The organism is Streptococcus australis ATCC 700641 (assembly GCF_000186465.1).
GTDB classification, from domain to species: domain Bacteria; phylum Bacillota; class Bacilli; order Lactobacillales; family Streptococcaceae; genus Streptococcus; species Streptococcus australis.
This window is the reverse complement of the sequence record NZ_GL636091.1, coordinates 447,299-473,597: the sequence shown is the minus strand read 5'-3', so window position 1 is coordinate 473,597 and position 26,299 is coordinate 447,299. Positions and strand designations below refer to the sequence as shown.

Annotated in this window: 21 protein-coding genes; 8 read left to right on the top strand and 13 right to left on the bottom strand. The window is 43.4% G+C overall.

The window, feature by feature from the left end:
* Positions 1-49: 49 nt before the first annotated feature.
* Complete coding sequence (gene mutS, locus HMPREF9421_RS02390) at positions 50-2,593, bottom strand: DNA mismatch repair protein MutS (RefSeq protein WP_006595389.1); 2,544 nt, start codon at positions 2,591-2,593, stop codon at positions 50-52.
* A 106-nt stretch (positions 2,594-2,699) separates the two neighbouring features.
* Positions 2,700-3,143 carry an arginine repressor gene (gene argR, locus HMPREF9421_RS02385; RefSeq protein WP_006595388.1) on the bottom strand — a complete coding sequence of 148 codons (444 nt, stop codon included), beginning with the start codon at positions 3,141-3,143 and terminating at the stop codon, positions 2,700-2,702.
* Between the two features lie 102 nt (positions 3,144-3,245).
* On the opposite strand from argR, the gene argS reads away from it, so the two are divergent.
* Both argS and HMPREF9421_RS02375 read left to right on the top strand, forming a co-directional pair.
* Entirely contained in the window at positions 3,246-4,934 is a 1,689-nt protein-coding gene (gene argS, locus HMPREF9421_RS02380) for an arginine--tRNA ligase (protein WP_006595387.1), read from the top strand.
* Positions 4,935-5,100: 166 nt separating this feature from the next.
* Positions 5,101-5,346 (top strand): hypothetical protein, encoded by a 246-nt coding sequence (locus HMPREF9421_RS02375; RefSeq protein ID WP_006596982.1) that lies wholly within the window; start codon positions 5,101-5,103, stop codon positions 5,344-5,346.
* A 240-nt stretch (positions 5,347-5,586) separates the two neighbouring features.
* On the opposite strand, the gene nrdI is transcribed toward HMPREF9421_RS02375, so the two are convergent.
* From nrdI to malQ, 4 genes are all read right to left on the bottom strand, one after another.
* Positions 5,587-6,054, bottom strand: a complete 468-nt coding sequence (gene nrdI / locus HMPREF9421_RS02370) for a class Ib ribonucleoside-diphosphate reductase assembly flavoprotein NrdI (protein WP_006595385.1) — start codon at positions 6,052-6,054, stop codon at positions 5,587-5,589.
* 55 nt (positions 6,055-6,109) lie between these two features.
* A complete protein-coding gene (locus HMPREF9421_RS02365; RefSeq protein WP_006595384.1) occupies positions 6,110-6,622 on the bottom strand; it encodes an ABC transporter permease in 513 nt (170 codons plus the stop codon).
* Between the two features lie 173 nt (positions 6,623-6,795).
* Positions 6,796-9,054, bottom strand: a complete 2,259-nt coding sequence (gene glgP / locus HMPREF9421_RS02360; RefSeq protein WP_006595383.1) for a glycogen/starch/alpha-glucan family phosphorylase — start codon at positions 9,052-9,054, stop codon at positions 6,796-6,798.
* A gap of 42 nt (positions 9,055-9,096) precedes the next feature.
* Positions 9,097-10,641: a 4-alpha-glucanotransferase gene (gene malQ / locus HMPREF9421_RS02355; protein WP_331250613.1), complete on the bottom strand. Its 1,545-nt coding sequence runs from the start codon at positions 10,639-10,641 to the stop codon at positions 9,097-9,099.
* Positions 10,642-11,125: 484 nt separating this feature from the next.
* On the opposite strand from malQ, the gene HMPREF9421_RS02350 reads away from it, so the two are divergent.
* The 6 genes from HMPREF9421_RS02350 to pulA all read left to right on the top strand — a co-directional run bounded on the left by HMPREF9421_RS02350 (position 11,126) and on the right by pulA (position 18,688).
* Entirely contained in the window at positions 11,126-12,382 is a 1,257-nt protein-coding gene (locus HMPREF9421_RS02350) for an extracellular solute-binding protein (RefSeq protein ID WP_006595381.1), read from the top strand.
* An 81-nt stretch (positions 12,383-12,463) separates the two neighbouring features.
* Positions 12,464-13,759 (top strand): sugar ABC transporter permease, encoded by a 1,296-nt coding sequence (locus tag HMPREF9421_RS02345; RefSeq protein ID WP_006595380.1) that lies wholly within the window; start codon positions 12,464-12,466, stop codon positions 13,757-13,759.
* Position 13,760: 1 nt separating this feature from the next.
* Positions 13,761-14,603, top strand: a complete 843-nt coding sequence (locus HMPREF9421_RS02340) for a sugar ABC transporter permease (RefSeq protein ID WP_006596980.1) — start codon at positions 13,761-13,763, stop codon at positions 14,601-14,603.
* 217 nt (positions 14,604-14,820) lie between these two features.
* Positions 14,821-15,633: a DUF1189 family protein gene (locus tag HMPREF9421_RS02335; RefSeq protein WP_006595378.1), complete on the top strand. Its 813-nt coding sequence runs from the start codon at positions 14,821-14,823 to the stop codon at positions 15,631-15,633.
* Between the two features lie 11 nt (positions 15,634-15,644).
* The gene (locus HMPREF9421_RS02330) at positions 15,645-16,628 is read left to right on the top strand and encodes a LacI family DNA-binding transcriptional regulator (protein ID WP_006595377.1); all 984 of its coding nucleotides are present in this window, start codon (positions 15,645-15,647) and stop codon (positions 16,626-16,628) included.
* 8 nt (positions 16,629-16,636) lie between these two features.
* Entirely contained in the window at positions 16,637-18,688 is a 2,052-nt protein-coding gene (gene pulA / locus HMPREF9421_RS02325; protein ID WP_006595376.1) for a type I pullulanase, read from the top strand.
* A gap of 35 nt (positions 18,689-18,723) precedes the next feature.
* On the opposite strand, the gene HMPREF9421_RS02320 is transcribed toward pulA, so the two are convergent.
* The 7 genes from HMPREF9421_RS02320 to dltA form a co-directional block, all read right to left on the bottom strand.
* Positions 18,724-19,665, bottom strand: a complete 942-nt coding sequence (locus HMPREF9421_RS02320; protein WP_006595375.1) for a YitT family protein — start codon at positions 19,663-19,665, stop codon at positions 18,724-18,726.
* 70 nt (positions 19,666-19,735) lie between these two features.
* Entirely contained in the window at positions 19,736-21,490 is a 1,755-nt protein-coding gene (aspS, locus tag HMPREF9421_RS02315; protein ID WP_006595374.1) for an aspartate--tRNA ligase, read from the bottom strand.
* A gap of 100 nt (positions 21,491-21,590) precedes the next feature.
* Positions 21,591-21,827, bottom strand: coding sequence for a hypothetical protein (locus HMPREF9421_RS02310; RefSeq protein WP_174263574.1), 237 nt, complete (start codon positions 21,825-21,827; stop codon positions 21,591-21,593).
* Positions 21,828-21,970: 143 nt separating this feature from the next.
* Positions 21,971-23,239, bottom strand: coding sequence for a D-alanyl-lipoteichoic acid biosynthesis protein DltD (gene dltD, locus HMPREF9421_RS02305; RefSeq protein WP_006595372.1), 1,269 nt, complete (start codon positions 23,237-23,239; stop codon positions 21,971-21,973).
* Entirely contained in the window at positions 23,232-23,471 is a 240-nt protein-coding gene (gene dltC / locus HMPREF9421_RS02300) for a D-alanine--poly(phosphoribitol) ligase subunit DltC (protein WP_006595371.1), read from the bottom strand. Before dltC ends, dltD begins: the two co-directional genes overlap by 8 nt.
* A gap of 18 nt (positions 23,472-23,489) precedes the next feature.
* Positions 23,490-24,740, bottom strand: a complete 1,251-nt coding sequence (gene dltB, locus HMPREF9421_RS02295; protein WP_006595370.1) for a D-alanyl-lipoteichoic acid biosynthesis protein DltB — start codon at positions 24,738-24,740, stop codon at positions 23,490-23,492.
* Positions 24,737-26,287, bottom strand: coding sequence for a D-alanine--poly(phosphoribitol) ligase subunit DltA (dltA, locus tag HMPREF9421_RS02290; protein WP_006595369.1), 1,551 nt, complete (start codon positions 26,285-26,287; stop codon positions 24,737-24,739). Before dltA ends, dltB begins: the two co-directional genes overlap by 4 nt.
* Positions 26,288-26,299 lie beyond the last annotated feature (12 nt).

Sequence of the window (26,299 nt, the reverse complement as noted above, 5' to 3'; positions counted from 1 at the left end):
TTTAAAATTACTTTATCTTCAATCTGAAACAGTTCAAATGAACTGTTTTTTATATTCTCTTTTTCATCTCGGCAACTGCCATCATGACTTCCATCGGGGTCATATTGTAGATATCGAGATTCTTCAACTCTTCTAAGACAGAGTGGGAGGAAGTTGCTTCAAACAAGGATATCTGTTCTCCGACCTGTGGAGAGGATTCTTGTGTTGGAGTCGCCATCGGCACTTCGTGGCTTTGGCCTTCTAATTGACTCAAGATAGTATCTGCCCGCTTCAAGAGATCGCTTGGCAGCCCGGCAATCTTTGCCACATGGATCCCATAGGATTTATCCGCTGGTCCCTCTTCAATCCGGTGCAAGAAGGTCACTTGGCCATCCTTCTCCAAGGTTGCGACGTGGACATTGCGCAAGCGAGATAGGGTCTGCTCCAGGTCGGTCAACTCATGGTAGTGGGTGGCAAAGAGCGTCTTGGCACCTGTCCGGTCATGGATGTATTCGATGATGGCTTGAGCCAGAGCCATCCCATCATAGGTCGCCGTCCCCCGTCCCAACTCATCAAACAAGATAAGAGAAGCCGGAGTCGCTTGGCGAATGGCATTGTTGGCCTCCATCATCTCAACCATAAAGGTCGATTGGCCGGACACCAAGTCATCTGCAGCCCCAATCCGGGTATAAATGGCATCAAAGAGAGGAAGGGTCGCCGCTTGAGCCGGTACAAAGGAACCAATCTGAGCCATAATGACAATGATGGCCAACTGGCGCATATAGGTGGACTTCCCGCTCATATTAGGCCCCGTAATCAACTGGATATCACAAGTCTCATCCATGGAAATGCTGTTGGGGATGTAGCTTTGAGCTCCCATCACCTTCTCAACAACTGGATGACGACCCTTCTCAATCCGGATATCACGCGCCTCTTGGAAGACTGGCCGAGTCAGTTGTTGTCTTTCAGCCACACAGGCCAAGCCTTGCAAGACGTCCACCGTTGCTAGAGCTTGGGCTAGGGACTGCAGGCGCTGGATGTACTTGCCGACTTCCTCTCTGATCCGTAGGAAAATCGCATACTCTAGGCTAGTCGACTGTTCCCGAGCTTCTAGCATCTCCCCTTCAATCCGAGCCAGTTCCTCTGTCCCAAAGCGCTCAGAATTTTTCAAGGTCGCCTTGCGGAAGAAATGGGCTGGTACACGGGATAATTGGGAATTGGTCACATGGAAATAATAGCCATCTTTTTTATTGTAGTCAATTTTAAGTCCTGTGATGCCACTGGCTTCCCGTTCTTTGGCTTCAATCTCTGCAATCCAGCCGGTCCCTTCTCGGAGGACGACACGGTACTGATCCAGAGTTGGGTCAAAGCCCGTACGGATGATATTGCCTTCTGTCAGAACAATCGGGGCATCCGGATCAATCGCCGCTTCGATGAGTCGGCAAAGCTCTGGTAGCTCATCTAACTGGGCGATGAGGAGGTCTAGCACCGGCTCTCCCATCTCGACCAAGAGCGATTTGATCAAGGGAACATGGCGCAGGGTTTCGCCCAACTGCAAGAGGTCCTTGGGAGTGGTCTTACCAAAGGAGACCCGACTGGCCAAACGCTCGATGTCATAGACACCCTTGAGACGATCTGCCAGATCGCTTCGCTCAAAGAAATGATCCAAGAAGACTTGGATAATCTCTTGGCGCTCTTCAATCCGATGGCGGTCCATCAAAGGCTTCTGGATCCATGCCCGCAAGAGACGGCCTCCCATGGCTGTCTTGCTTTCATCTAGAAGCCAGTAGAGGCTGCCATGTTTTTTGCCAGTCCGAGCATTCTCTGTCAAGTCCAAACTCGCCTTAGTCGCATAATCCATCTGCAAGAAATCACGGACTTCATAGTGATGGGCAGGCTTGATATGGTGGAGTTCCCGCTTCTGGGTTTCCTGGACGTATCGGAGCAAGCCTCCAGCTGCTATTCTCTCCAAATGAGTCAACTCAGCCCCTAAAAGTTGGACATCCTCCGCCACTTCTGAGATAGGGGAGAGCAAGAGGTTCATTTGGCCAAGAAGGACTCTTTCTTCACCTTCTGACAAGGAGTAGGTCAGGACAATCTCCCGCGCCCGTAGGTTGCGGATCTCCCCACATACCATGGCAAAATCATTCAGACTGGTGACCTGAAACTCCCCGGTCACTAGGTCCATATAGGCAAGGCCATAGTCCGTCGCATCATGAGACAAGGCTACTAGGAAGTTGTTGGCGCTGTCTGGCTTGGTCGAATCAACAACGGTCCCCGGAGTAATGACTTGGACCACTTCCCGTTTGACCACACCGACGGCTTGCTTGGGATCTTCCATCTGCTCTGCAATAGCCACCTTATAGCCCTTTTCGATCAAGACATCGATGTACTGCTGGGCCGAATGATAGGGAACTCCAGCCATGGGAATCGGATTTTCTGCATTTTTATTCCGAGAGGTCAAAGAAATCTCTAAAATCTGTGCTGCATTGACGGCATCTTCATAAAAGAGCTCGTAAAAATCCCCCATCCGAAAGAGCAAAAACGCATCCGGATAGTCTTTTTTGATATCTAGGTATTGCTGCATGCCAGGTGATATTTTTTCTGCTGCCATATCGCTCCTTTTCTATATCATTGCATTCATTCTGAGTGCTTACTCCTACTCTAAACTGACATAAAAGGAGGGCCGATCCCTTTCGGGACTGGTCCCTCGCCCTTGACTAGTGACTAGAATGTTGGAGAATGGTCTGCTGGACTGTTTGTGCTACTTCTTGGTCCTTGCAAACAATTAAGAGGGTATTGGCCCCTGCGACGGTGCCAAGGATTTGATCATCCAAAATCTCATCGACTGCGTTGGCTAAAATAGCCGCCTCTCCCAGCTCCGTCCGAACAACCAGTGTGAACTCCGCTCTAGAGACCACTTGTGCATATTGAGCAATCAGTCTAAAAATATCTGTTCGATCCGGTTCGTCTGCTAATTTATAATAGAGGCCACCCTTTTCTTTTACCTTGATCAGACCGATTTCTCGTAGATCTCTAGATAAGGTTGTCTGGGTCACTCCCGCCCCTCTTTGATCTAGACGGTCTTGAATGTCTTTTTGCGTCGATAACTTCTCATTTTGAATAATTTCTCGAATCAAAAGCTGACGTTCATCTTTTTTCATTTTTGCTCCACTTTTGAATAATTATACTTTGATTATACCAAAAAGTTTGAAGAAAGGCCGAATTTTGTGATAGAATAGTAACAAAAGACCAAAGGAGCTACTATGAATCATAAAGAACTTATTGCAAGTGAATTGGCAAAAGTCATTGAAGGCTTAGACCAAGAAACTATCTTAAATTTACTAGAGCAACCAAAATCTTCAGACCTCGGAGATATCGCCTTTCCTGCCTTTTCTTTGGCTAAAATCGAACGCAAAGCTCCTCAAGCGATTGCTGCTGATATTGCGGAAAAAATCGATGCCTCTCACTTTGAAAAAGTCGTTGCAACTGGTCCTTACGTAAACTTCTTCTTAGATAAATCACAAATCTCTGATCAAGTCATCAAAGCGGTTATCCAAGCAGGTGCAGACTACGGTCAGCAAGACGAAGGACATGGAGGAAATATTACCATCGACCTTTCTAGTCCAAATATTGCAAAACCTTTCTCAGTTGGTCATTTGCGCTCAACCGTTATCGGAGATGCTCTTTCAAATATCTTCCGCAAAATGGGCTACAACACCATTAAAATCAACCACTTGGGAGACTGGGGTAAACAATTTGGTCTCTTGATGGTCGCTTATAAAAAATGGGGTAGCAAGGAAGCTGTCGAAGCCAATCCAATCGATGAATTGTTGAAACTCTATGTCCGCATCAATGCCGAAATTGAAAACGATCCTGCTTTGGATGAGGAAGGACGTCTCTGGTTCAAGAAATTGGAAGATGGAGATCCAGAAGCAACTGAATTGTGGCAATGGTTCCGTGACGAGAGCTTGGTAGAATTCAACCGTATCTACAAACTCCTCGGTGTTGAATTTGACAGCTTAAACGGAGAAGCTTTCTACAATGACAAGATGGATGAAGCTGTCCAAATCCTTGAAGAAAAAGGCTTATTGAAAGAGTCTAAGGGAGCTAGCATCGTTGAGTTGGATGATGTCAACCTTCCACCAGCTATGATTAAGAAATCAGACGGTGCCACTCTTTATATCACTCGTGATATCGCAACCGCTATCTACCGTGCACGGACTTACAACTTTGTGAAAAACATCTATGCTGTCGGTCAAGAACAATCCAACCACTTCCGTCAGTTGAAAGCTGTTTTGAAGAAAATGGGATTTGACTGGAGCGACGATATGATCCACGTTGACTTTGGTTTGGTGACAAAGAACCGCCAAAAATTGTCAACTCGTAAAGGAAATATCATCCTGCTCGAACCAACCCTTCAAGAAGCCATCTCTCGTGCCAAAGCTCAGATCGAAGAAAAGAACCCTGAATTGGAAAACAAGGAAGAAGTGGCACATGCAGTCGGTGTTGGTGCCGTTAAGTTCTACGACTTGAAGACAGACCGTCGCAACGGGTATGACTTTGACCTTGAAGCCATGGTATCCTTCGAAGGAGAAACTGGACCATACGTTCAATACGCATACGCACGTATCCAATCCATCCTTCGCAAAGCCAACTTCACACCATCTGCAGATGCAACTTACAGCTTGAGCGACCCAGAAAGCTGGGAAATCATCAAACTTCTCCAAGACTTTGCTCGTGTCGTGAAACGTGCTGCTGAAAACTATGATCCATCCTTGATTGCTAAATATGCCATCAACTTGGCTCAAGCCTTCAACAAGTACTATGCTCACACACGTATCTTGGATGAAAGCCCAGAACGCGATAGCCGTCTTGCACTTAGCTACTCAACAGCAGTTGTATTGAAAGAAGCGCTTCGTCTATTGGGTGTTGAAGCACCTGAGAAAATGTAATTTCTTCCTTACTTTTTGATAGGAAACCATCTCTTGTAGGGGTGAGAGGAATCGCTAAATAAACCTTATTTAGTTCCATCTCACTCCTTTTCTCATGCTAAATACACCTATATTTTTAGGGATTATCGCTTCCCTTTATTCATTATCTTATCCTTTGGAGAACCCTATGAATCAAACTGTTTATATTCTTATTTTAGTTAGTCTGCTCATTCTCTTTTTAATCAATAAATACGAGAGAGAAAAACTGCAAAAGATTTTACAAGAGCAACTCTTAAAAGATGAAGCCTTCAAAGCAAGCATCAAGGAACAAATCCAAACGACGGAAAACATCAACGATGTCATCCACGCCATCAATAAGGACTATCGCCTCGGCCTCTTGCTTTCGAAAGAAATCACAGATCAATTAAAATAAGCCCTAAAAGAGGAGTCATACAAAATATGACCCCTCTCTCTTCAACCGCAACAAATAAGAGAGTGGGACAGAAATCGGTAATTCGTTAGAATTCGATTTCGTCGTCTCACCTCCGCACAGTTGAGCAGGGCTGTAAAAGCTGATGAAATCAGCGTGGTAGAGCCCACTCAACCACTGCGTCTTGCTCGATAATCCAAAGACAATTGAGAGGCTAGGACTTTTGTCCCAGCCTCTTTTGTTTTAAAGACGATACAAATCTTCTACAATGGCCGCTACTTTTTTGATATCCCCTAGCATCCCTCTCATCTCAAAGTCTGCTAGCACAGGGAAACCAAAGCGTTGGCTGTACTGCTTGGCCGTTAGGCAATATTGATTGTTGAAGTTGCGATTTCCTGATCCTACAACTCCCAAGCATTTAGTGGCATTGTCTCCATAGGCAATAAAGTCTGCTACATCGGTCGTTAAAATTTCCACATCTCCATTATCAACACCATTTCCTCCTTCTAGGTAGGTCGGTAAAAAGGCGATAAAGGGTGTATCAACTTCAAAGAAGGGCTTCCCTTCTTTGACTAGGTCTTTGACATGGATTTTTTCAATGACCAAGTCAGGGTACTGCTCCCATAGATAATCACTGAGGCGACGAACAAAACTTTCAGTATTGCCACTTAAACTGATATAGACAAAACATACTTTCATTTTCTTCTCCAATCAGACCAGCTCCTCTTCTTTGTTCCAGACTTGAGGAGTTTTTTAATGCTATGATCTAAGCTTGAAGGTCGCTAGCTGGTCTATTTTTCAATTTGTAGAGGAGGATTCCCAAGTAAACAAGGGCTACAACCACACTCAAGACAAGTGCATATAAGCTAGAAGCCTGTAACAAGGTCCGCAATTTGTCTGACGTGATCACAGACATAGAAGAACGATAAGACAAGAAATTATGCAAGCTCATTAAGACAAAGGCACCAATCTGTCCCATATAGGCATAGGTCGCCTTAACAATATCCTTTTTAGACAGGAAGAAATAGGCAACTGCAATCAAGCCCCCAATCAAAAGAGATAGCAACAACCAAGCAATCGGTCCGCGTAAGGCTACGATTAATTTCTCAAGGAAGGCTTTGTATTCTTCCCGTTCAAGAGCAGTGGTTAAGTTCAAAGAAGCTGCCATTTCATCTGTGAGCTCCACTTTAGCCAATCCAAAGAAGGACTGAGCAGTTAATAGAGTTCCCATCGCTGATAGAGCTAGCAAGACATACATATAAATTGGATTTTTCTTCATTGTATTTCCTCGTTTCTAATATCCATAGTATTTATTATAACGTGAACCTTAGGGAAGCGCAAGTTTAGATTTTCCCAGCGATCCTGTTCTAAAAAAGCTCCCTCTAAATCAGGATATGATTCAAAAGGAGCTCTTCTTTCTAAGTATATTGCTTCTAGAATGTCGAAAACAAATTAGTTCAAGTGCCAGATATCTTCGTTGTACTGAGCGATGGTACGGTCAGATGAGAAGAATCCTGCTTTGGCAATGTTGACGATGACTTTATCCAACCATGCGTCACGGTCTTCGTAGTCAGCCAACATTTGCTCTTTGACTTTGATGTAGTCTTCCAAGTCAAGAAGGGTCATGAACCAGTCTTTGTTGATCAACTCATTGTGAAGACGAGACAAACGTTCTTGGTTACCAACTGCAAGAACAGCGTCGCTGATGATAAAGTCAACCAATGGTTTGATCGCTTCACGAGCGTAGAATTCGCTTGATTTGTATGCTGATTTTGCGTAAAGGTCGATAACAGTTTCTGAATCTTCACCGAAGATATAGATGTTTTCGTCTCCAACCAACTCAGCGATTTCCACGTTAGCTCCGTCCATCGTACCAAGCGTCAAAGCGCCGTTCAACATGAATTTCATGTTACCAGTACCTGAAGCTTCTTTAGAAGCCAATGAGATTTGTTCTGAGATATCACATGCTGGGATCAAGAAGCTTGCTGCAGTCACGTTGTAGTTTTCAACCATCACTACTTGCAAGTGTGGAGCTACTGCTGGGTCGTTTGCAATGACTTCTGACAAGCAAAGGATCAAGTGGATGATATCTTGAGCGATGGTGTAGGCAGGAGCTGCTTTACCACCAAAGAAGACTGTGATTGGACGAGCAGGGATATTACCAGCCTTGATGTCCAAGTATTTGTGGATGACATACAAAGCGTTCATTTGTTGACGTTTGTACTCGTGAAGACGTTTGATTTGGATATCAAAGATAGAATTTGGATTGATTTCCACACCTTGGTGATCTTTCAAGTGACGAGCCAATTTACGTTTGTTGTGGGCTTTGATGTTTTCCAATTTTTCTTTGACAGCAGCTTTATCTTCGTATGAGAGAAGGTCTTCCAACTTAGAAGCATCATGGTGCCAGTCACGTCCAAGGATCTCATCCAAGTAGTGAGACAAGCTTGGGTTGGCATGCATAAGCCAACGACGGAAGGTAATTCCGTTTGTTTTGTTGTTGAATTTTTCTGGGTAAAGGTCGTAGAAGGCCTTCAACTCTGAGTTCTTCAAGATTTCAGTGTGAAGAGCTGCAACCCCGTTTACACTGTATCCATAGTGGATATCCATGTGGGCCATGTGGACACGATCGTGTTCATCAATGATTTGAACAGCTGGATCTTTGTGTTCAGCACGAACACGACGGTCCAATTCTTCAATGATTGGTACCAAGTGAGGAACCACTTCTTGCAAGAATTCAAGTGGCCATTTTTCAAGGGCTTCTGCAAGGATTGTGTGGTTAGTGTAAGCGGTCATGCTACGAACGATAGAGATAGCTTCATCCATTTCGATACCGCGTTCAGTCAAGAGACGGATCAACTCAGGAATGACCATAGATGGGTGAGTATCATTGATTTGTACAACTGCGTAGTCAGCAAGGTCATGCAAGTTGCTTCCTTTTTCGATCGCTTCGTCGAGGATCAATTGTGCACCGTTTGAAACCATGAAGTATTGTTGGAAAATACGGAGCAATTCCCCTTGACGGTTACTATCATCTGGGTAAAGGAAAAGAGTCAAGTTGCGAGCGATATCTGTCTTGTCAAAGTTGATACCATCTTCAATGATGGATGAATCAACTGAATCCAAGTCAAACAAGCGCAAGCGGTTCTTGGTTTCGATCTTGTAACCAGGTACATCGATATCATAAAGCGTAGAAGTCAATGTAAAGTGTGCAAATGGCACTTGGTAGCTACGGCTTGAACGAACGAGCCAGCTTTGGTCAGTCAACCACGCATTTGGAATCGTTTCTTGTTGGTTGTTTTTAAGAACTTGTTGGAACAAACCAAAGTGGTAGTTCAAACCAACCCCATCCCCTGTCAAACCAAGGCTTGAGATAGAGTCGATAAAGCAGGCTGCCAAGCGTCCCAAACCACCGTTACCAAGTGATGGTTCCAATTCCACTTCTTCAACTTCGATCAAGTCTTTGCCAGCATCAGCCAATTCTTTTTTGACATCATCGTACAGACCCAAGTTGATCAAGTTGTTTGACAAGAGTTTACCAATCAAGAACTCAGCTGAGATATAGTAAACTTTTTTCTTACCAGTATTTAATTTCTTTTGGGCACTTGCTTGCTTGGTGTAATTAAGCAAAGCAATGTACAATTCTTCGTTTGAACATTCTGCAATTGTTTTTTGATAATGATCAATCACATATTTTTGTAATGATTCCATGGTTAAGTGTCTCCTTGTGTTTTGATTAAATAGGGGGAAAGATTATTTTTCTGCTTTTTTCGCTTCTTCTTTCACCAAGTCAGTATTTTCACGACGATAGATGGTTGTGAAATCAAGCAATTCTTGCTCGACAGCAGGAGTCAATTGATCCGCTGTCATCCGCCATGCCCAGTTGCCACCAAGGGTAGATGGGAAGTTCATACGAGCTGAGCCATCCAACTCTAACAAATCTTGCATGGTAGCGATGGCCATAAAGCTGACTGAAGCAAAGACGGTACGAAGCATCGCATGTGGAACAGATTCGTATTCTTTACGGTTGGTGTAACGAGCAAGGTACTCACGAGTTGGATCGTCAATTTCATTGCGATACCACCCAAGAACAGTGTTATTATCGTGTGTTCCTGTATACATAACTGAGTTGTTTGGTGCCAAGTGAGGGCTGTCGATACTTTCATCGTCAGGATTGAAGGCAAATTGAAGGATCTTCATGCCTGGGAAGCCTGTGCGCTCACGAAGCTCAATGACTTCGTCAGTCATGAAGCCAAGGTCTTCTGCGATGATGTTCAAATCACCAAGTTCTTCTTTCACTGCGGCAAAGAGTTTGTAGCCAGGACCTTTAACCCATTTACCTGGTGCTGCTGTATCAGAACCAGCTGGGATTTCCCAGTAAGACTCGAAGCCACGGAAGTGGTCAATCCGCACGATGTCGTAGATCTTGAAGCTCTCACGCAAGCGTTCAATCCACCATTTGTAACCATCTTTGTCCATTGCTTCCCAGTCATAGATTGGGTTGCCCCAAAGCTGACCAGTTGCTGAGAACTCATCTGGTGGGCATCCTGCGATGCAGGTTGCTTTTCCATTTTCATCTGTTTTAAAGAGATGAGGATTTGCCCACATATCGCTTGAATCTTCCGCTACGTAGATTGGCATATCACCTACGATCTCAATATGGTTGTCGTTAGCGTATGCTTTCAATTTCAACCATTGTTTGAAGAAGAAATACTGTGTTACTCGATGGTAAGTCAATTTGTCTTCCAATTGAGCGCGATATGAAGTAAGGGCTTCTGGTTGGCGTGCACGAATCGCAGCGTCTGGCCATTCTGTCCATGCTTTTAATTCAAAGTGCTCTTTAATAGCCATGTATTCAGCAAATAATTCCAACCAAGCTGCATTTTCTTCAGCAAAACGGCTGAAGTCATCCCAATCACCGTTTTCAATAAAAGCTTTAACCGCTTTTTCTAGAAGAGGACGACGTTGTTCGAAGATCTTCGCATAGTCTACTTCTGTTGGGTCTTGACCAAAATCAACACCTTCGACATCGGATGCATCCAAGAGCCCTTGATCGATCAAGAGATCGAAGTCAATAAAGTGGGTGTTGCCTGCAAAAGCTGAGAAAGATTGATATGGAGAATCTCCATAACTGGTTGTTCCGAGAGGCAAAATTTGCCAATACCGTTGCTTGGTCCGAACCAGGAAATCCACAAAATCGTAGGCCGCTTGACCAAACGAACCGATTCCATACTTCCCAGGCAAGGATGAAATGTGCATCAAGACACCACTTTGGCGTTTTTTCATTGAGGGTACCACCTTTAGTTTAATATTTTTTGTTTCAAAGAAAAATAGACGAACCTTCTACACTGTTTCTGATCCAACTCCGACTCTCAGAAAGAATAGAAGAAGCCCAGCCATCAGACATAGAACTGAATTTAACCTATTTATAAATGACCCTAGGTCATCTTTATGCAACGTCCAAGGAAAACGTTTGCGTACGTGTCCATTATAAAGTATTCCTGCAGTTTATGCAAGAGGTTTCCTAAACTTTTATGATTTTTTCTGCAGGTTCACCCCATGCCTAGTTTATCCCTTTCTTATCTCCTTGTCAACTATTTGTGTGTATATAATAGAAGATAAAAAAATTTTAAAAATTAGAAGATGAAAAATTCTAAAAATTTTTGCACAAAGGGCTTGCAAACGTTTTCTCCCTGTGATATACTATTCGTGTTAAGGAAAACGTTTGTCTAAAACGTTTTCAACTAATAATCTTATTTTTATTCTTTAGGAGGAATAAATCATGAAACGCACAATTCTTCGAAGCGCTGCTGTACTTGGTACAGTTGGATTCGCATCACTTCTTTTGGTAGCTTGTGGAGGCAAAAAAGACGACACTTCTGCTTCTGAAAACGAGTTGACAGTATACGTTGACAATGGTTACAAAGCTTACATGGAAGAAGCTGCGAAAGCTTTTGAAAAAGAAAGTGGAACAAAAGTAACTATCAAGACAGGTGACGCTCTTGGTGGATTGGACAAATTGTCTCTTGACAACCAATCAGGTAAAGCGCCAGACGTTATGATGGCACCATACGACCGCGTAGGTGGTCTTGGTAACGACGGTCAATTGGCTGAAGTGACATTGAACAAAGACAGCAAGACTGACAAAACAACTGAATCACTTGTAACAAACGGCGGTAAAGTATACGGTGCACCAGCAGTTATCGAAACATTGGTTCTTTACTACAACAAAGACCTCATGCAAGAAGCTCCAAAAACATTTGGCGAACTTGAAGAATTAGCAAAAGACAGCAAGTATGACTTCGCTGATGAAGCTGGTAAAAACACTGCCTTCCTTGCTGACTGGACAAACTTCTACTATGCATATGGACTCCTTTCAGGTAACGGTGGCTATGTCTTCGGTAAAGATGGTACAGATCCAAAAGACGTTGGTTTGAACAACCAAGGTGCAATTGACGGTATTGAATACGCAAAAACTTGGTACGCTAAATGGCCTAAAGGATTGCAAGACACTAAAAGTGCTGCAAACTTCATCCAAACTCAATTCCAATCAGGTAAGACAGCTGCCATCATCGATGGTCCATGGAAAGCTGCTTCATTGAAAGAAGCAAAAGTAAACTACGGTGTAGCAACAATCCCTACTCTTCCAAACGGAAAAGCTTACTCTGCCTTCGGTGGTGGTAAAGCTTGGGTTATCCCTGCAGGTGCTAACCACCCTGAAGCAGCTCAAAAATTCGTAGACTTCTTGACTTCAACTGATCAACAAAAAGCCTTATACGATAAGACTAACGAAGTGCCAGCTAACACAGAAGCTCGTGAATACGCTGTTGGTAAAAACGATGAGTTGACTGCTGCCGTTGTTAAACAGTTTGAAAATGCACAACCAATGCCAAACATCTCTGAAATGAGTACTGTTTGGGACCCAGCTGCAACTATGCTCTTCGACGCTGTAAGTGGTAAGAAATCTGCTAAAGATGCTGCTGACGATGCTGTTAAATTGATCAAAGAAACTATCGAACAAAAATTCGGTGGCAAGTAATACAGTTCCCAAGGGGCTGGGAGTCTTTCCCAGCCTTTCGCTGTGATGTGGCCTCTGGTCACTCACTTATAAGGAGTCGATATGGAAACACAACAAAATCCAAAAAAGGCAATGTGGTTATCCCTCATTCCTGGTTTGGGACAAATCTATAACAAACAGAAAGCAAAAGGATACATCTTCCTCGGTGTAACACTTGTCTTTCTTGCTTACTTTTTCGGTATTGGTTTGGAGGAATTGTCCAAACTCGTTACCCTCGGTACTGTCCGTGGAAAAGATAATTCTCTTTTTATCTTGATTCGTGGTGCCTTCCACTTAATTATCACCGTCGTTTATTTGATGTTCTACGCCTTGAATATCAAAGATGCGGGTACTGTAGCTAAGCGGATTAATAACGGTATTCGAGTGCCGAAGACCCTAAAAGAGATGGTGAATACTATCTATGAAAATGGCTTCCCATATCTCTTGATCATCCCTTCTTATATTGCCATGACCTTTGCAATCATCTTCCCTGTTTTGGTTACCTTGATGATTGCCTTTACCAACTACGACTTTAAGCATACAGCTCGCTTTACGCTCCTTGATTGGATCGGACTTCAAAACTTCACCAACATGTGGACTTTGAGTACCTTCCGTTCTGCCTTTACATCTGTATTGGGCTGGACCTTGATCTGGGCCTTGGCAGCTTCTACTCTTCAAATCGTTCTTGGTATCCTAACGGCTATTATTGCTAATCAACCATTCATTAAAGGAAAACGCATCTTCGGTGTTATCTTCCTTCTTCCTTGGGCGGTTCCTGCCTTCATTACGATCTTGACCTTCTCAAACATGTTCAACGATAGTATTGGGGCCATCAATGCGCAAGTTCTTCCGCTCTTTGCGAAGATTTTCCCATTCTTGGATGGGGTTCTCATTCCTTGGAAAACGGATCCTACTTGGACGAAGATTGCTTTGATTATGATGCAAGGTTGGCTCGGCTTCCCTTACATTTACGTCTTGACACTCGGAATCTTGCAATCTATTCCAAACGATCTTTACGAAGCAGCCTATATTGATGGGGCCAACGCTTGGCAAAAATTCCGCAACATTACCTTCCCAATGATTTTGGCGGTTGCGGCACCAACTCTCATCAGCCAATACACCTTCAACTTTAACAACTTCTCCATTATTTACCTCTTTAACGATGGTGGACCTGGATCTGTTGGTGGTAATGCTGGTTCGACAGATATCTTGATTTCTTGGATCTATAAATTGACAACGAACTCATCACCTCAATACTCAATGGCTGCTGCGGTTACGTTGATTATCTCTCTGATTGTCATCTCGATCTCGATGATTGCCTTCAAGAAACTGCACGCATTTGATATGGAGGATGTGTAAAATGAAAAATTCAGTTCAATTTAAACGCCGCCTTAATCATTTCTTGACTTACCTCTACTTGGTTGTCCTTTCCATCATCATCATCTATCCATTGTTGATCACGGTTCTTTCAGCCTTCAAAACTGGTAATGTCAGTGCCTTTACGCTTGATTTCAGTGGCAGTCTCAGCTTTGATAACTTCCAAAAACTCTTTACGGATACCCTCTATGGTACTTGGTATCTCAACACCTTGATTATCGCCATTATTACCATGGTTGCTCAAACATCCATCATTACCTTGGCAGGGTATGCTTACAGCCGCTATAACTTCTTGGCTCGTAAGCAAAGTTTGGTCTTCTTCTTGATTATCCAAATGGTGCCTACTATGGCTGCTTTGACTGCCTTCTTCGTTATGGCCTTGATGTTGAACGCCTTGAACCACAGCTGGTTCCTGATCTTCCTCTATGTCGGTGGAGGAATTCCAATGAACGCTTGGTTGATGAAGGGGTACTTCGATACAGTCCCAATTTCACTTGATGAATCTGCAAAATTGGATGGCGCTGGACACTTCCGTCGCTTCTGGCAAATCGTTCTTCCATTGGTACGTCCAATGATTGCGGTCCAAGCACTTTGGGCCTTCATGGGACCTTTTGGAGACTACATCTTGTCTAAATTCTTGCTTCGTGACGAAATCAATTACACGGTAGCGGTTGGTCTTCAAACCTTTATCAGTGACCAAAAAAATCAAAAGATTGCCTTCTTTGCGGCAGGTGCGATTCTGATTGCAGTCCCAATCTGTGTGCTGTTCTTCTTCCTTCAAAAGAACTTTGTTTCAGGCTTGACAGCTGGTGGGGATAAAGGATAAAATAAACTTTTCTATAACCTTCCAGCAATAATGAAAAGGACGAGATCTCCTTCTCGTGCTTTTCTCCCAGTCACATAAATTTTATCTTTAAGGAAAGGATGGGAGTGGGACAAGGGTAGCAAGTTGATTGATTTGCTACCGGTCTCTCTCCCATCTTTGGTTAAGGATAAAATCTTGTTATGCTCTCCATCATTTCGGAGATTAGAAAGGTCACTTCATGCCCTATCCATTTAATTATTTTTCCAGCCTTTTTCAGGTAAGAAAAGCATTTGCGAACCGTAAACAACTCAATTGGTTCCAAATGATTTTCACCTCACTCTTTCTTCTATCCTTGACCCTCATTCCTGTCGCCGTTCAAAATGCGGAACTCCAGACCTACCCCTTAACTACCTTCGTCAGCGATGTCTTTGATCCTTTAACGGAGGATGTCATGAAGGACTTGAAAGAAAATGTCCGTATTGAACAGCATGAACTAGTCTATAATAGTCATTTTGGAGTTCATAAGAACAAAGCTGGCCATGTGATCATTGGTCATCACGAAGGGACTTCATTAGGTGAAAAATTAACCCTCTATTTCGATAAGACCCAACTAGTGATCAGCAGAGAAAATAAAGAACTTGCAAGCATTCCTTATCAGGCAATCAATCAAAAGAGTCTTGAAAACAAAGATGCTTTAAGCCAAGCCATTTCCAAAGATTGGTTCCAAGCCAATCGATTGGCAGTTAGTCTCTTCCTCGTCCTCTTCTCAGGTTTCTTATCTGCTGTGAATTTTGCAATTTTAGTATTTGGAGCTTCCTTCTTCCTCTTCTTGACACGGAAGTCCCGTCTCTTCTCTCTCAAGACCTTCAAAGAATGCTTCAACTTCACTCTCAACTGTCTTGGATTGCCTATTCTTGCGAGCGTCCTGATCAGTTTAGTATTCCACCAAGTCTTTACGACAACCATTTTGATCCAAAATATCCTATTTGTCTTGTTCCTCGCACTTGCTTTCTATAAGACTCATTTCCGGGATCCAGATTACAAACCTTAGGGAGGTCCTTTATGCGTGTCACCATCAAAGATGTCGCCAAACATGCTGGCGTTGCACCATCTACCGTTACACGAGTGATTCAAAATAAATCTACCATCAGTGAAGCCACTAAAGAACGGGTTCGTTCTGCCATGAAAGAACTGGATTACCATCCAAACCTTAATGCTCGTAGCTTAGTGAGCCAGTCTAGTCAGGTGATTGCTCTTGTTTTGCCTGATGAAAGTGATGTGTTTTTCCAAAACCCCTTCTTCCCTACGGTCCTCCGTGGGATTAGTCAGGTAGCTTCTGATCATGGCTATGCCATTCAGATTTGTACAGGGGCCAATGAGACCCACCGTCTCGAGCAACTCAAACAAATGATTTATGGTAAGCGGGTAGATGGGCTCATCTTCCTCTATTCCAAATTGAATGATCCTCTGGTTGACTTCTGTATTCAAGATAAATTTCCTTTCTTGATTTTAGGAAAAGCAACTTCTCCTTTTGTATCTTTGGTCGATAATGACAATGTCAAAGCCGCCTTTGATGCGACCGAATATTTCATCAAGAAAGGATACCAACACATCGCCTTTGTTGGAGGAAATAAGGAACTGGCCGTTTCTCAAGACCGCTACAAGGGCTACCAAGAAGCTCTTTCCAGTCACCAGATCCCTCTCCGTGAGGAATTGGTCAAGTTCTCCTTTGGTTTCTTGCTGGAAGAAAATTCTTACCAAATCATGGATACCCTGCCTTTTGAAGAACTTGAAGCGCTCATGACAACGGATATTCTAGTTGCCGAAGGGGTTCGGAGATACCTGAGCGACAAACAAGTCGACCTTCCGATTATTTCCTTCGACTCCATTCGACCGCGGATCCCTATTGACGCCTATATTGATATCAATACGGTTGAATTGGGACGCGAATCTGTCAGAACCTTACTCCAAATTATTAAGGACAACAAGGAAAATAAAACTGTTTGCTACAGACAGCTCATTGAACACTCGATTATTGAACTTTAGGAGAACCTATGACCACACACTTTGCAGCTTATTTAGATGACCAAGACTTGATTCGCATGGAAGGAGGAGAGAGCGTAACGGCCTTTCTTCCTTTTACATTGACGTCTGGTTCGAAAACGATTGAACTCTTGCCGACAGAGGAAGAAAAAACTCTTCGAAGCCCCCTTCCCATCGACATGAGTCAAAGCTATACTCTCTCCAACGCTAAAGGAGAAACCTGCCTCCTCCACTACCGCGACATTGTCCGCCAACCCATCTTTGATCAGCTATATGCTTATGATGGAGAGGATTTAGGAGCTCATTACTCAAAAGAAAAAACGACCTTTGCCTTCTGGGCTCCCATTTCTCAAGAGGTTGAGCTCTTGATTAACCAAACTGCCTACCCGATGGAGCGGACAGAAAAAGGAGTTTGGCGTCTAGAACTCGAGGGAGATTGGGAAAAAGCCTCTTACTACTACCAACATCAAGTCAACGGTGTAACCCATATCGTTCATGATCCTTATGCTCTTTCTTCTGAAGCCAATTCAGGAGCTAGCTATGTCATCGACCGACACAAGATTGAACGCCCCATTCAGAGATCAACGACACAATTGGATCCGACTGAGTCCATTATTTATGAACTGAGTGTCCGTGATTTCTCTGTCCAAAAAGAGGCGGGCTTTAAACATCCTGGAAAATTTACAGCCCTCTTAGAATCTCCTAAGCATGATGACCAGACCTTTGGCTTTGACTATTTGAAATCCCTAGGCATTACTCATGTCCAGCTCATGCCCCTCTATGATTTCGGAAGCGTAGATGAAACAAATCCTACTGCTGGCTACAATTGGGGCTATGACCCTGTGCAATACAATGTTCCGGAAGGAAGTTTTAGTAGCCAGCCAAATGATCCTTACCAACGGATCATCGAGTTGCAACAAGTGATTGATGCCTATCACGAAGCAGATCTCAGCCTCATCATGGATGTGGTTTATAACCATGTTTACCTCTCTGACGAGTTTGCCTTTGAGCGGATTGTCCCAGGCTATTTCTATCGCTATGACCAGAATCGCCAACGAACCAATGGAACCTTCTGTGGGAACGATGTAGCCAGCGAGAGAGCCATGGTTCGCAACTACATCAAGCAGTCAGTCAAGCAGTGGGTTCAACTCTACGGCTTTGATGGTTTCCGCTTTGACCTGATGGGCATTCTTGACCGCCAAACCATGATGGAAATTCAAGAAGAATTGGCAGCCATTTACCCCAACATTTACCTTTATGGAGAAGGGTGGAAGATGGATACTGGACTGGATCCTGAACTTCTGGCCCATCAATACAATGCCAGTCAACTTCGTCCGTATGGCTTCTTTAGTGACAACTTCCGTGATACCATTAAACGAAGCATCCTGAGCGAAGGACGTATAGATAGCCGCTATCAGGCCAATGATTTGGCCAATATTTTGACTGGTAACGTCGGACTCAAAGGAGCCCCCCACTTTATGCGTCCTCAACAGGCTATTAACTATGTGGAATGCCATGATAACGCAACCTTCTTTGACTACCTCAAGGTTGAAGACCCAAACATTTCAGAAGAGGTACGTCAGGCTAAAGCTCGACTCGGCTTGCATCTCGTACTCTTAGCTCAAGGAGTTCCCTTCCTACATGCTGGTCAAGAGTTCTATCGCAGCAAGGGCTTAGAAGAGAATACTTACAATCTTCCAGATGCTCTAAATCAATTAGATTGGCTTTCCTCTATGTCTTACGAGACAGACATTCAGTTCCTGCGCGAATTGATTGCCTATCGTAAAAAGGAAGAGCTCCTCCGCCTTGTGAATGCCCAAGATATTCGAGATTATTGTCAAGTTACTTGGACTTCGGAGAAGACCTTCTCATACAGCATCGAGAAAGGCGGGCGTAAGCTGCTTATCTTGGTTAACCTGGGGGATCAAGAATGGTCCTATCGACTCAAACAGCCTGCTAGATTAGCAATTTCCTACCCTCATATTTATGGAAAAGAGCAAAATCTTTCTCAAGAAGAATTTACTGTTCCAGGCCATGGTTGGATCTTGGTAGAACAAGCATAAAAAAATTCCTGCAAGAAGTTCTTGCAGGAATTTTTTTAGTCTTCTACTTCGACAAAGCGTCCAATAATATGGACATTTTCTGAAATTGTTATAAAAGCTTGAGGATCCGCTTTTTTCATTAAAAATTTAAACTCATTAAACTCTGCTCGGGTAATAACGGTGAGCAAGACCGCTTTTTCCTGACGGTTATAGGTTCCTTCGGCATTGTGGATAATGGTTGCCCCACGATGCAATCGCTTATGGATTTTCTCAATAATCTTATCCGGTTGGCTAGTGACAATCATAGCTTGCATCCGCTTCTGCTTGGTAAAGACGGCATCTGTCACTCGACTAGAAACAAAAATGGTAATCATCGAATAGAGGGCATACTTCCAACCAAAGGTCATCCCTGCTATCAACATGATGGTCCCATTGACGATGAGAGAAATTTTACCGACATTCTTGCCCGTTCGCTTTCGAATGGTCAAACTGACAATATCGGTTCCCCCACTTGAGATATTATTCCGAAGAGCAAAACCAATCCCTGTCCCCATAACAACACCCCCAAACAAGGCGTTCATGATAGGGTCATTGGTGAGAGTAACTTCGGGGACAAATTGGATAAAGAAGGAACTCATGGACACCGTGATAAAGGTGAAAATGGTAAATTTATGACCAATTTGATACCAGGCAATAATCATTAAGGGCAGATTGATGGCATAAAATGACAAGGAAACAGGAATCGTAAAGCCCAAAAATCGATCACTAAGAGCGGAAACAATCTGTGCTAACCCTGTCGCTCCACTTGAATAGACACGTCCCGGCTGGAAAAAGAAGTTCACAGCAATCGCAGATAAAAATCCATAGACCAATGAGGCTGAAATCTTTTCATCATACTTTTCGCGGGAAATACTTTTTAAGACCCGTAATAATTTAAAATTATAAGCAATTCTTCTCACATAAAAACGTAAGATTTTACCTAAGCGAGTTTTTTTCATGACTATCTCTCAATTTATAAATAAAGGGAAAATCTCAGAAGCTACTTCTGCTGATTTTCCGCTTTTATTCTTACTCCTCAGTTTTGACTTCCACTTGTAGACTCAACTCTTCCAGTTGTTTAGTGGCTACTGTAGAAGGGGCTTGGGTCATCGGATCTGTTGCCTTATTGTTCTTAGGGAAGGCAATCACTTCACGGATATTCTCCTCACCAGCTAACAACATAACAAAACGGTCCAAACCAAGAGCCAATCCACCATGTGGAGGGAAACCATAATCCATAGCTTCTAGCAAGAAACCAAATTGCTCTGTTGCATCTTCTTTTGAGAAACCGAGAGCTGTAAACATCCGTTCTTGCAATTCTTTTTGGTTAATCCGGAGACTTCCTCCCCCAAGTTCGTAACCATTGAGCACAATGTCATAGGCAATGGCACGTACCTTGGCAAGATCGCCCTCTAATTCATGAGCTGTCTCTGCTTGCGGAAGTGTAAAGGGATGGTGGGCACTCATGTAACGGTCTTCTTCTTCAGACCACTCAAACATTGGCCAATCTACCACCCATAGGAAGTTGAATTGACTGTTGTCAATGAGGTCCAATTCCTTGGCAATTCTACAACGAAGGGCACCTAGTGTTGCGTTGGCTACTTCTAATGTATCTGCTACAAAGAGGACCAAATCTTTTTCTTCCAACTGTAAAGCACTTGTCAACTCTGTTGTCACATCTGTCAAAAACTTAGCAACTGGACCGTTCAAAGCACCATCCGCCACCTTGACCCATGCTAGACCTTTAGCGCCATATTGTTTGGCTACTTCTGTCATCTTATCGATGTCTTTACGTGAGTAGTTATCTGCAGCGCCTTTGACGACAATGGCTTTCACTGCTGGAGCTTCTGAGAAGACCTTGAAGTCTACGCACTTTACAACTTCTGTCAAGTCTGTCAAGAGCATCTCAAAACGAGTATCTGGTTTGTCAGAACCGTAAAGAGCCATCGCATCATCGTACTTCATCCGTGGGAAAGGAAGTGTCACTTCAATCCCCTTGGTTTCTTTCATGACACGCGCGATTAAACCTTCTGTAATATCTTGAATTTCTTGCTCTGTCAGGAAAGAGGTTTCTAAGTCGACCTGTGTAAACTCAGGTTGACGGTCTCCACGTAAATCTTCGTCACGGAAACATTTGACGATTTGATAATAGCGGTCAAATCCAGCATTCATCAATAACTGTTTGGTGATTTGAGGGCTTTGAGGCAAGGCATAAAAGTGACCCTTGTTAACACGAGATGGAACGAGGTAGTCACGCGCCCCTTCTGGTGTTGACTTAGAAAGGAATGGTGTTTCCACATCAATAAATTCCAACTCATCCAAGTAGTTACGGATAGAATGCGTTACCTTGGCACGTAATTTCAAGTTTTCCAACATTTCTGGACGACGCAAGTCCAAATATCGATAGCGTAGACGGGTATCGTCGTTAGCTTCAATGCCGTCCTTGATCTCAAATGGCGTGGTTTTTGCCGTATTAAGGACAGTCAAAGAAGAAACATGCATTTCAACCTTACCTGTTGCAATTTTATCATTGACTTGCTGTCTGGCAGCAACTTGACCTGTCACTTCGATCACATACTCGCTACGAAGACTTTCGGCCGTTGCCATGACTTCCGAACTGACAGTTTCTGGATTGATGACCAATTGCATAATCCCTTCACGGTCCCGCAAATCAATAAAGATCAATCCACCCAAATCGCGGCGTCGACTCACCCATCCCTTGAGGGTTAGTTCTTGTCCAATGTGTTCCTCTCGAACACGCCCAGCATACATGGAACGTTTCATTGTATTTTTACTCTCCAAACTAATATTCTTCCTTCTATTTTACCATAAAGCCTGTCAGATAAGTGCTTTTCCAGAGATTTTTCCAGAAAAAACAGTTCTTTTATTCCGCTTCTTTCCTGGTAGGAGTTTTCTCTTGTTTTGCCTCTTCATCATATAGGGTTGGGGCCAAGATTTTCATCAGACTAGCTGTTCCAAAACGCATGACAGTTGCCAAGACTCCAAATATTGGAGCCAAGCCACGGAAAAAGAAATCTCCTCTGACTAATTGGGTGATGAGGCCCGTAATGAGAAAGATCACGATTCCTTGAAGAATCGCATAAAAGGCTATTTTCTTCATTGTTTTCATGGTTTACCAGTTCCTCTCTTTCTAGTAGATAGACTTATCCACAAGTCTGTGGATAAGTCTGTGAATATGGGGATAAGTTTCTTCAAAACCATAGGAAAAAGGTTGAGACTGGGTATTCTCAACCTCTTCGCATCTTACTTAAATTGATCCGGCTGACCTTTGTAGTTAGCCCAGTCCTGACTTAAGAAACGATTGTTAATCTTGTATTCAGGAGCAGGTTGAGGGTTGGAGACAAAAGGATCAACTGCCTTGTCAAATGCCAACCATCCATTCCAGCCCATATGAATGGTGTCCTGCATAAAGTAAGGTTTATCACCATCTTTAGAAAAATCAGCAATATGGGTAAAGCCTTGACTTTCTAGTTGATAACGGATTTTTTCAACTGTCCGTTGATACATTTCTTTACTCAAGCCTGTATAAGCCATCCATTTAGAGTTCACTGGAGGGATAACAAAGATTACATTGGTTTTAGATTGAGCAAACTGATCTAAGACCAACTGCAAATCATTGTATTCTGGGGATTGTTCATAGGATTCATTCTTTTGGAATCCCTTAAGTTTCTTTAACTTACTTGCAAGACGGTGGCTATAAAAGCTGTTACTAATGCCAAGCTTATTATTATTGGTTTTCTTTTTGGCTTCCGCCGTCGCCACTTCTTCCAAGGCTTCGTAAGAAAATGTATCTGGCAAATCATTTAAGCGAGAGAGAACCTTCTTCTCATAGTTGCTATTGTTCATTGCCGTAAAGGTGCTAAAGAAGGCATCCTCCCGACGAACAAAGCGCATGAGGGTCTGATTGAGACCTTTTTCAAAACTAGATAGATTTTGACCTTTGGCTAGCTTTTGAACTCCTCCCTGCATAGCAACATTAGGGTACTGTTGCAAGAGACGAGATGCCGCATACTGGCTTGCTGGTCTAGCTTCCTGATTGGCCAAAAAGCTGGTTAATTGGTCACTGTTAAAGTATTGTTGGAAGGCCGATGAATCATAACCGTCCTTCGTAAACCACTGGGGAGATACCACATAGACAGCCGTTTTCCCTTCTAGTTGAGGAAGAATTTGCTGCATCCCAAAATATTGGTTCAAGGACGCCGCCCCTCGTTGTCCTAAAAAGTACGGACGATAAGAGCGATCATACTTCTCTGCTAGTACTGCTGGGTGGACGATGTCAAATCGCAACCATTCGCTGGAACCAAAGAAGGGTACAAAACGATAGTTAGGATCCCCGAGTGCTTCTTCCTTACGGGCGCGACTTTTAAAGCCTTCTGCTGTCAAGCTCACTGCAGCCTTTTTCTCCTCTGTCAGATTGTGTTTGTGGTTAATCGGATAGAAAAAGAGAAGAGTAGCGACAAGAGCCATGGCGCAAAAGACAGGACCCAGAATCAGCCACAATCGTTTAAGCATTCTGAAGCTCCATGACGCCTTCTACGATTTTGTTGGCTGTATTCCAGTCATCACGACCAAATTCAGATACGGGAACCCGAATATCGAAGCGGTTTTCCAATTCCACAATCAACTCAACGGTTCCCATGCTATCAAGGACACCAGCATCAAAGAGATCCTCATCCATCATGTCTGAGACATCTTCCATAAACAATTCGTCAATAATTTCAATTACTTGTGATTTTACATCCATTTTTCATTTTTCCTTTTCTTATTTCATTTTTGGAAACCATTGCTGATCCAAGAAGCCTGAGAAAATCAGGAAGGACAGCATAACGGTATTGAAGGTAATAAAGATTCCAAGAGCCTGGGTCCAGCGATTGTCTGGTAGGGGCTCTAGTCCTTTTGCTTTACGTTCTTTATTGATTGTTTTTTTCTTCCGAAGCCAGGCATCATTGATCACAAGACCAAGTCCGTGGAAAAGACCATAAGCAACATAATACCAGGTCACTCCATGCCAGAAGCCCATGACCAACATGTTAATGATATAGGCAACGTTTGACGTTGTAATCCGACTCTGAAAGACCTTGTTGCGCATCAAGACCATGACTAGGCGCATAAAGACAAAGTCACGGAACCAGAAGGACAAACTCATGTGCCAACGATTCCAGAACTCCTTTAAATCACGTGATTTGAAAGGAAGATTAAAGTTGATTGGGCTCTTAATTCCCATCAAATTAGATGCCGCAAGGGCAAACATGGAATAGCCTGCAAAGTCAAAGAAGAGATCTAAACCAAAGACGTACATCACCCCTAAGGTTCCTAGGTTAAAGACGCCCCCTTGAAGAAGGGCATAGGTCTTGACATGTCCAAGTAAAAGGTGGCCAAAGATATGAGCTAAAATAAACTTATAGAGGAAGCCAAGCATGATATACTTGACACTCTGCTCCAGCATATCGAGAAGCTCATCTCGATCTGGAATCGTTAGGTAGTCTTCATTGAAGCGTTTAAAACGATCAATCGGTCCACTTGAGAAGGTTGGCATAAAGAGCAAGAAACGCAAGAATTCCCAGAGACTAAAATCTTTGAGAGTTCCATCTCGCATCTCGATAATCATACCCACTGCTCGGAAGGTCAGATAGGAGATCCCAAGGAAGCCCATCCAAGACTGGGTCCCATCAATGGCTGGTTGCACCTTCACAAAAACCAAGGGCAAAACGACCAAGAAAGAGTGAAGGTAAAAAACCCACTTGTTATCATGCTGGCTTCGATAGATTTTATAGGAATAGACCCAAAGGATTTGCCAAAAGAGGTAGAAAAGAACCGCATAGATTTGTTTCAAATCCGTCCCAGTCAGCATCAAAACAATAAAGGCGAGGCTGACCAAGGCTTCATAAACTGGGAAACGCTTCTTAAAGAAGAGGCCAACAAAGACAGGCAATAAGGCCCCAATCAGATAAATAAAGTAGATCGGGGTCCCATAGGGTTCTAAATGAGGGAGCTGTTTCAAAAACTCGATCATCGGTTGTTAACCTCACTAATCAACCCTTTGATGTCGATTTTCCCATTTGGAGTTAGCGGCAAGCTGTCACGGTAGAGGAATTTCGAAGGCATCATATAAGACATCATGATGTGCTCCAAATCTTCCTTAATCGCTTTGGTAATATCAATCTCGCGCTCAAATTGTTCCTTGACCCCATCTTTTAAGATGACATAGGCCAAGAGATTTTGAACCTTGTGATCTTTGTTGTAGCGTGGCACTGCAACAGCCGAGTCGATGTACTGAGATTTGTTCAAGTTTTGAGAAACATCTTCTAGCTCAATACGGTAGCCGTTAAACTTGATCTGGAAGTCCATCCGACCACCATAGAGAAGAAGACCTTCATCTGTCATGGTTCCAACATCTCCCGTATGGTAGGCTGGAAGTCCTTCAAATTCGAAGAAAGCTTCTGCTGTTTTCTCTGGATTATTCATATAACCTTTTGAAACAGCCGGTCCAGACACGATGATTTCTCCTTGCTCTCCATTTGGCAATTTGTTTCCTTCCTCATCAATGATGAAGGTTGGAGAATCTTCTTTGGTATAACCAATTGGCAAGCGTTTAAGTGTCGCTAGCATCTCATCTGTGATAGCAACCGCCGACAAAGCAACCGTTGCTTCCGTTGGCCCATAGGCATTAATGATGCGCGCATTCGGGAAACGCTCACGCAGTTTTTGAGCTGTTTTAACCGTTAACTCTTCCCCATCAAAGTAGAAATGGGTAATGCCTGGCATCTTTTCAGCATTGAAATCTTCAGACAGCATGGCCATATCTGCAAAAGATGGTGTTGAAGTCCAGATAGCAATCGGGAGAGAAAAGATGGTCGCAAAGAGTTGTTTAAAGTCTTGAGTGATGGCTGATGGAAGGGCAAAAAGCGTTCCTCCAAGAGCCAAAGTTGGTGCCCAGTACATAACAGATAAGTCAAAGGAATAGGGTGGTTGCGCCAACATTTGCGGGCGCTCTGGCGTCGCAAATTCCTTGTCTGTAATCATCCAGTTGGTGAAGCTGAGCAAGTTATCATGCGAAATTTGCACCCCTTTTGGTTTCCCAGTTGTCCCTGAAGTAAAGATGATGTAGTAGTTATCATCCCCTTTGACCGGATGTTGCAAATCATAGGCATGCTGAGCCGCATAAGCTTGACGCACTTGCTCCAAGGACATGATTGGAGTAGCTGGGTTTTCAATTGGAAACTCATTGATGGCGATGATTAAGCTTGGCTCTGCTACTTCAACAATGGCAGACACGCGCTCCAAGGCAGAGTGGCTATCAATTGGGATATAAGCATGGCCAGATTTGGTCAAGGCCACAAAGCTTGCTAACATTTCATATTCTTGGCCACCAAAGACCACAACAGGTGACTTTTCAGGAAGTCCCATTTGGTCAATATGGGCTGCTAAGCTATCTGAATCAGCCTTCAATTGGCCATAGGTATGCTCTTCTCCAAGGACATTGTAGACAGGATAGTCTGGTTGCAGTTGGGCGAAGCGCTCAATCGCCTCAATCATATCAGTAATTGGTTGGTTTGACACGGTAGGGATCTC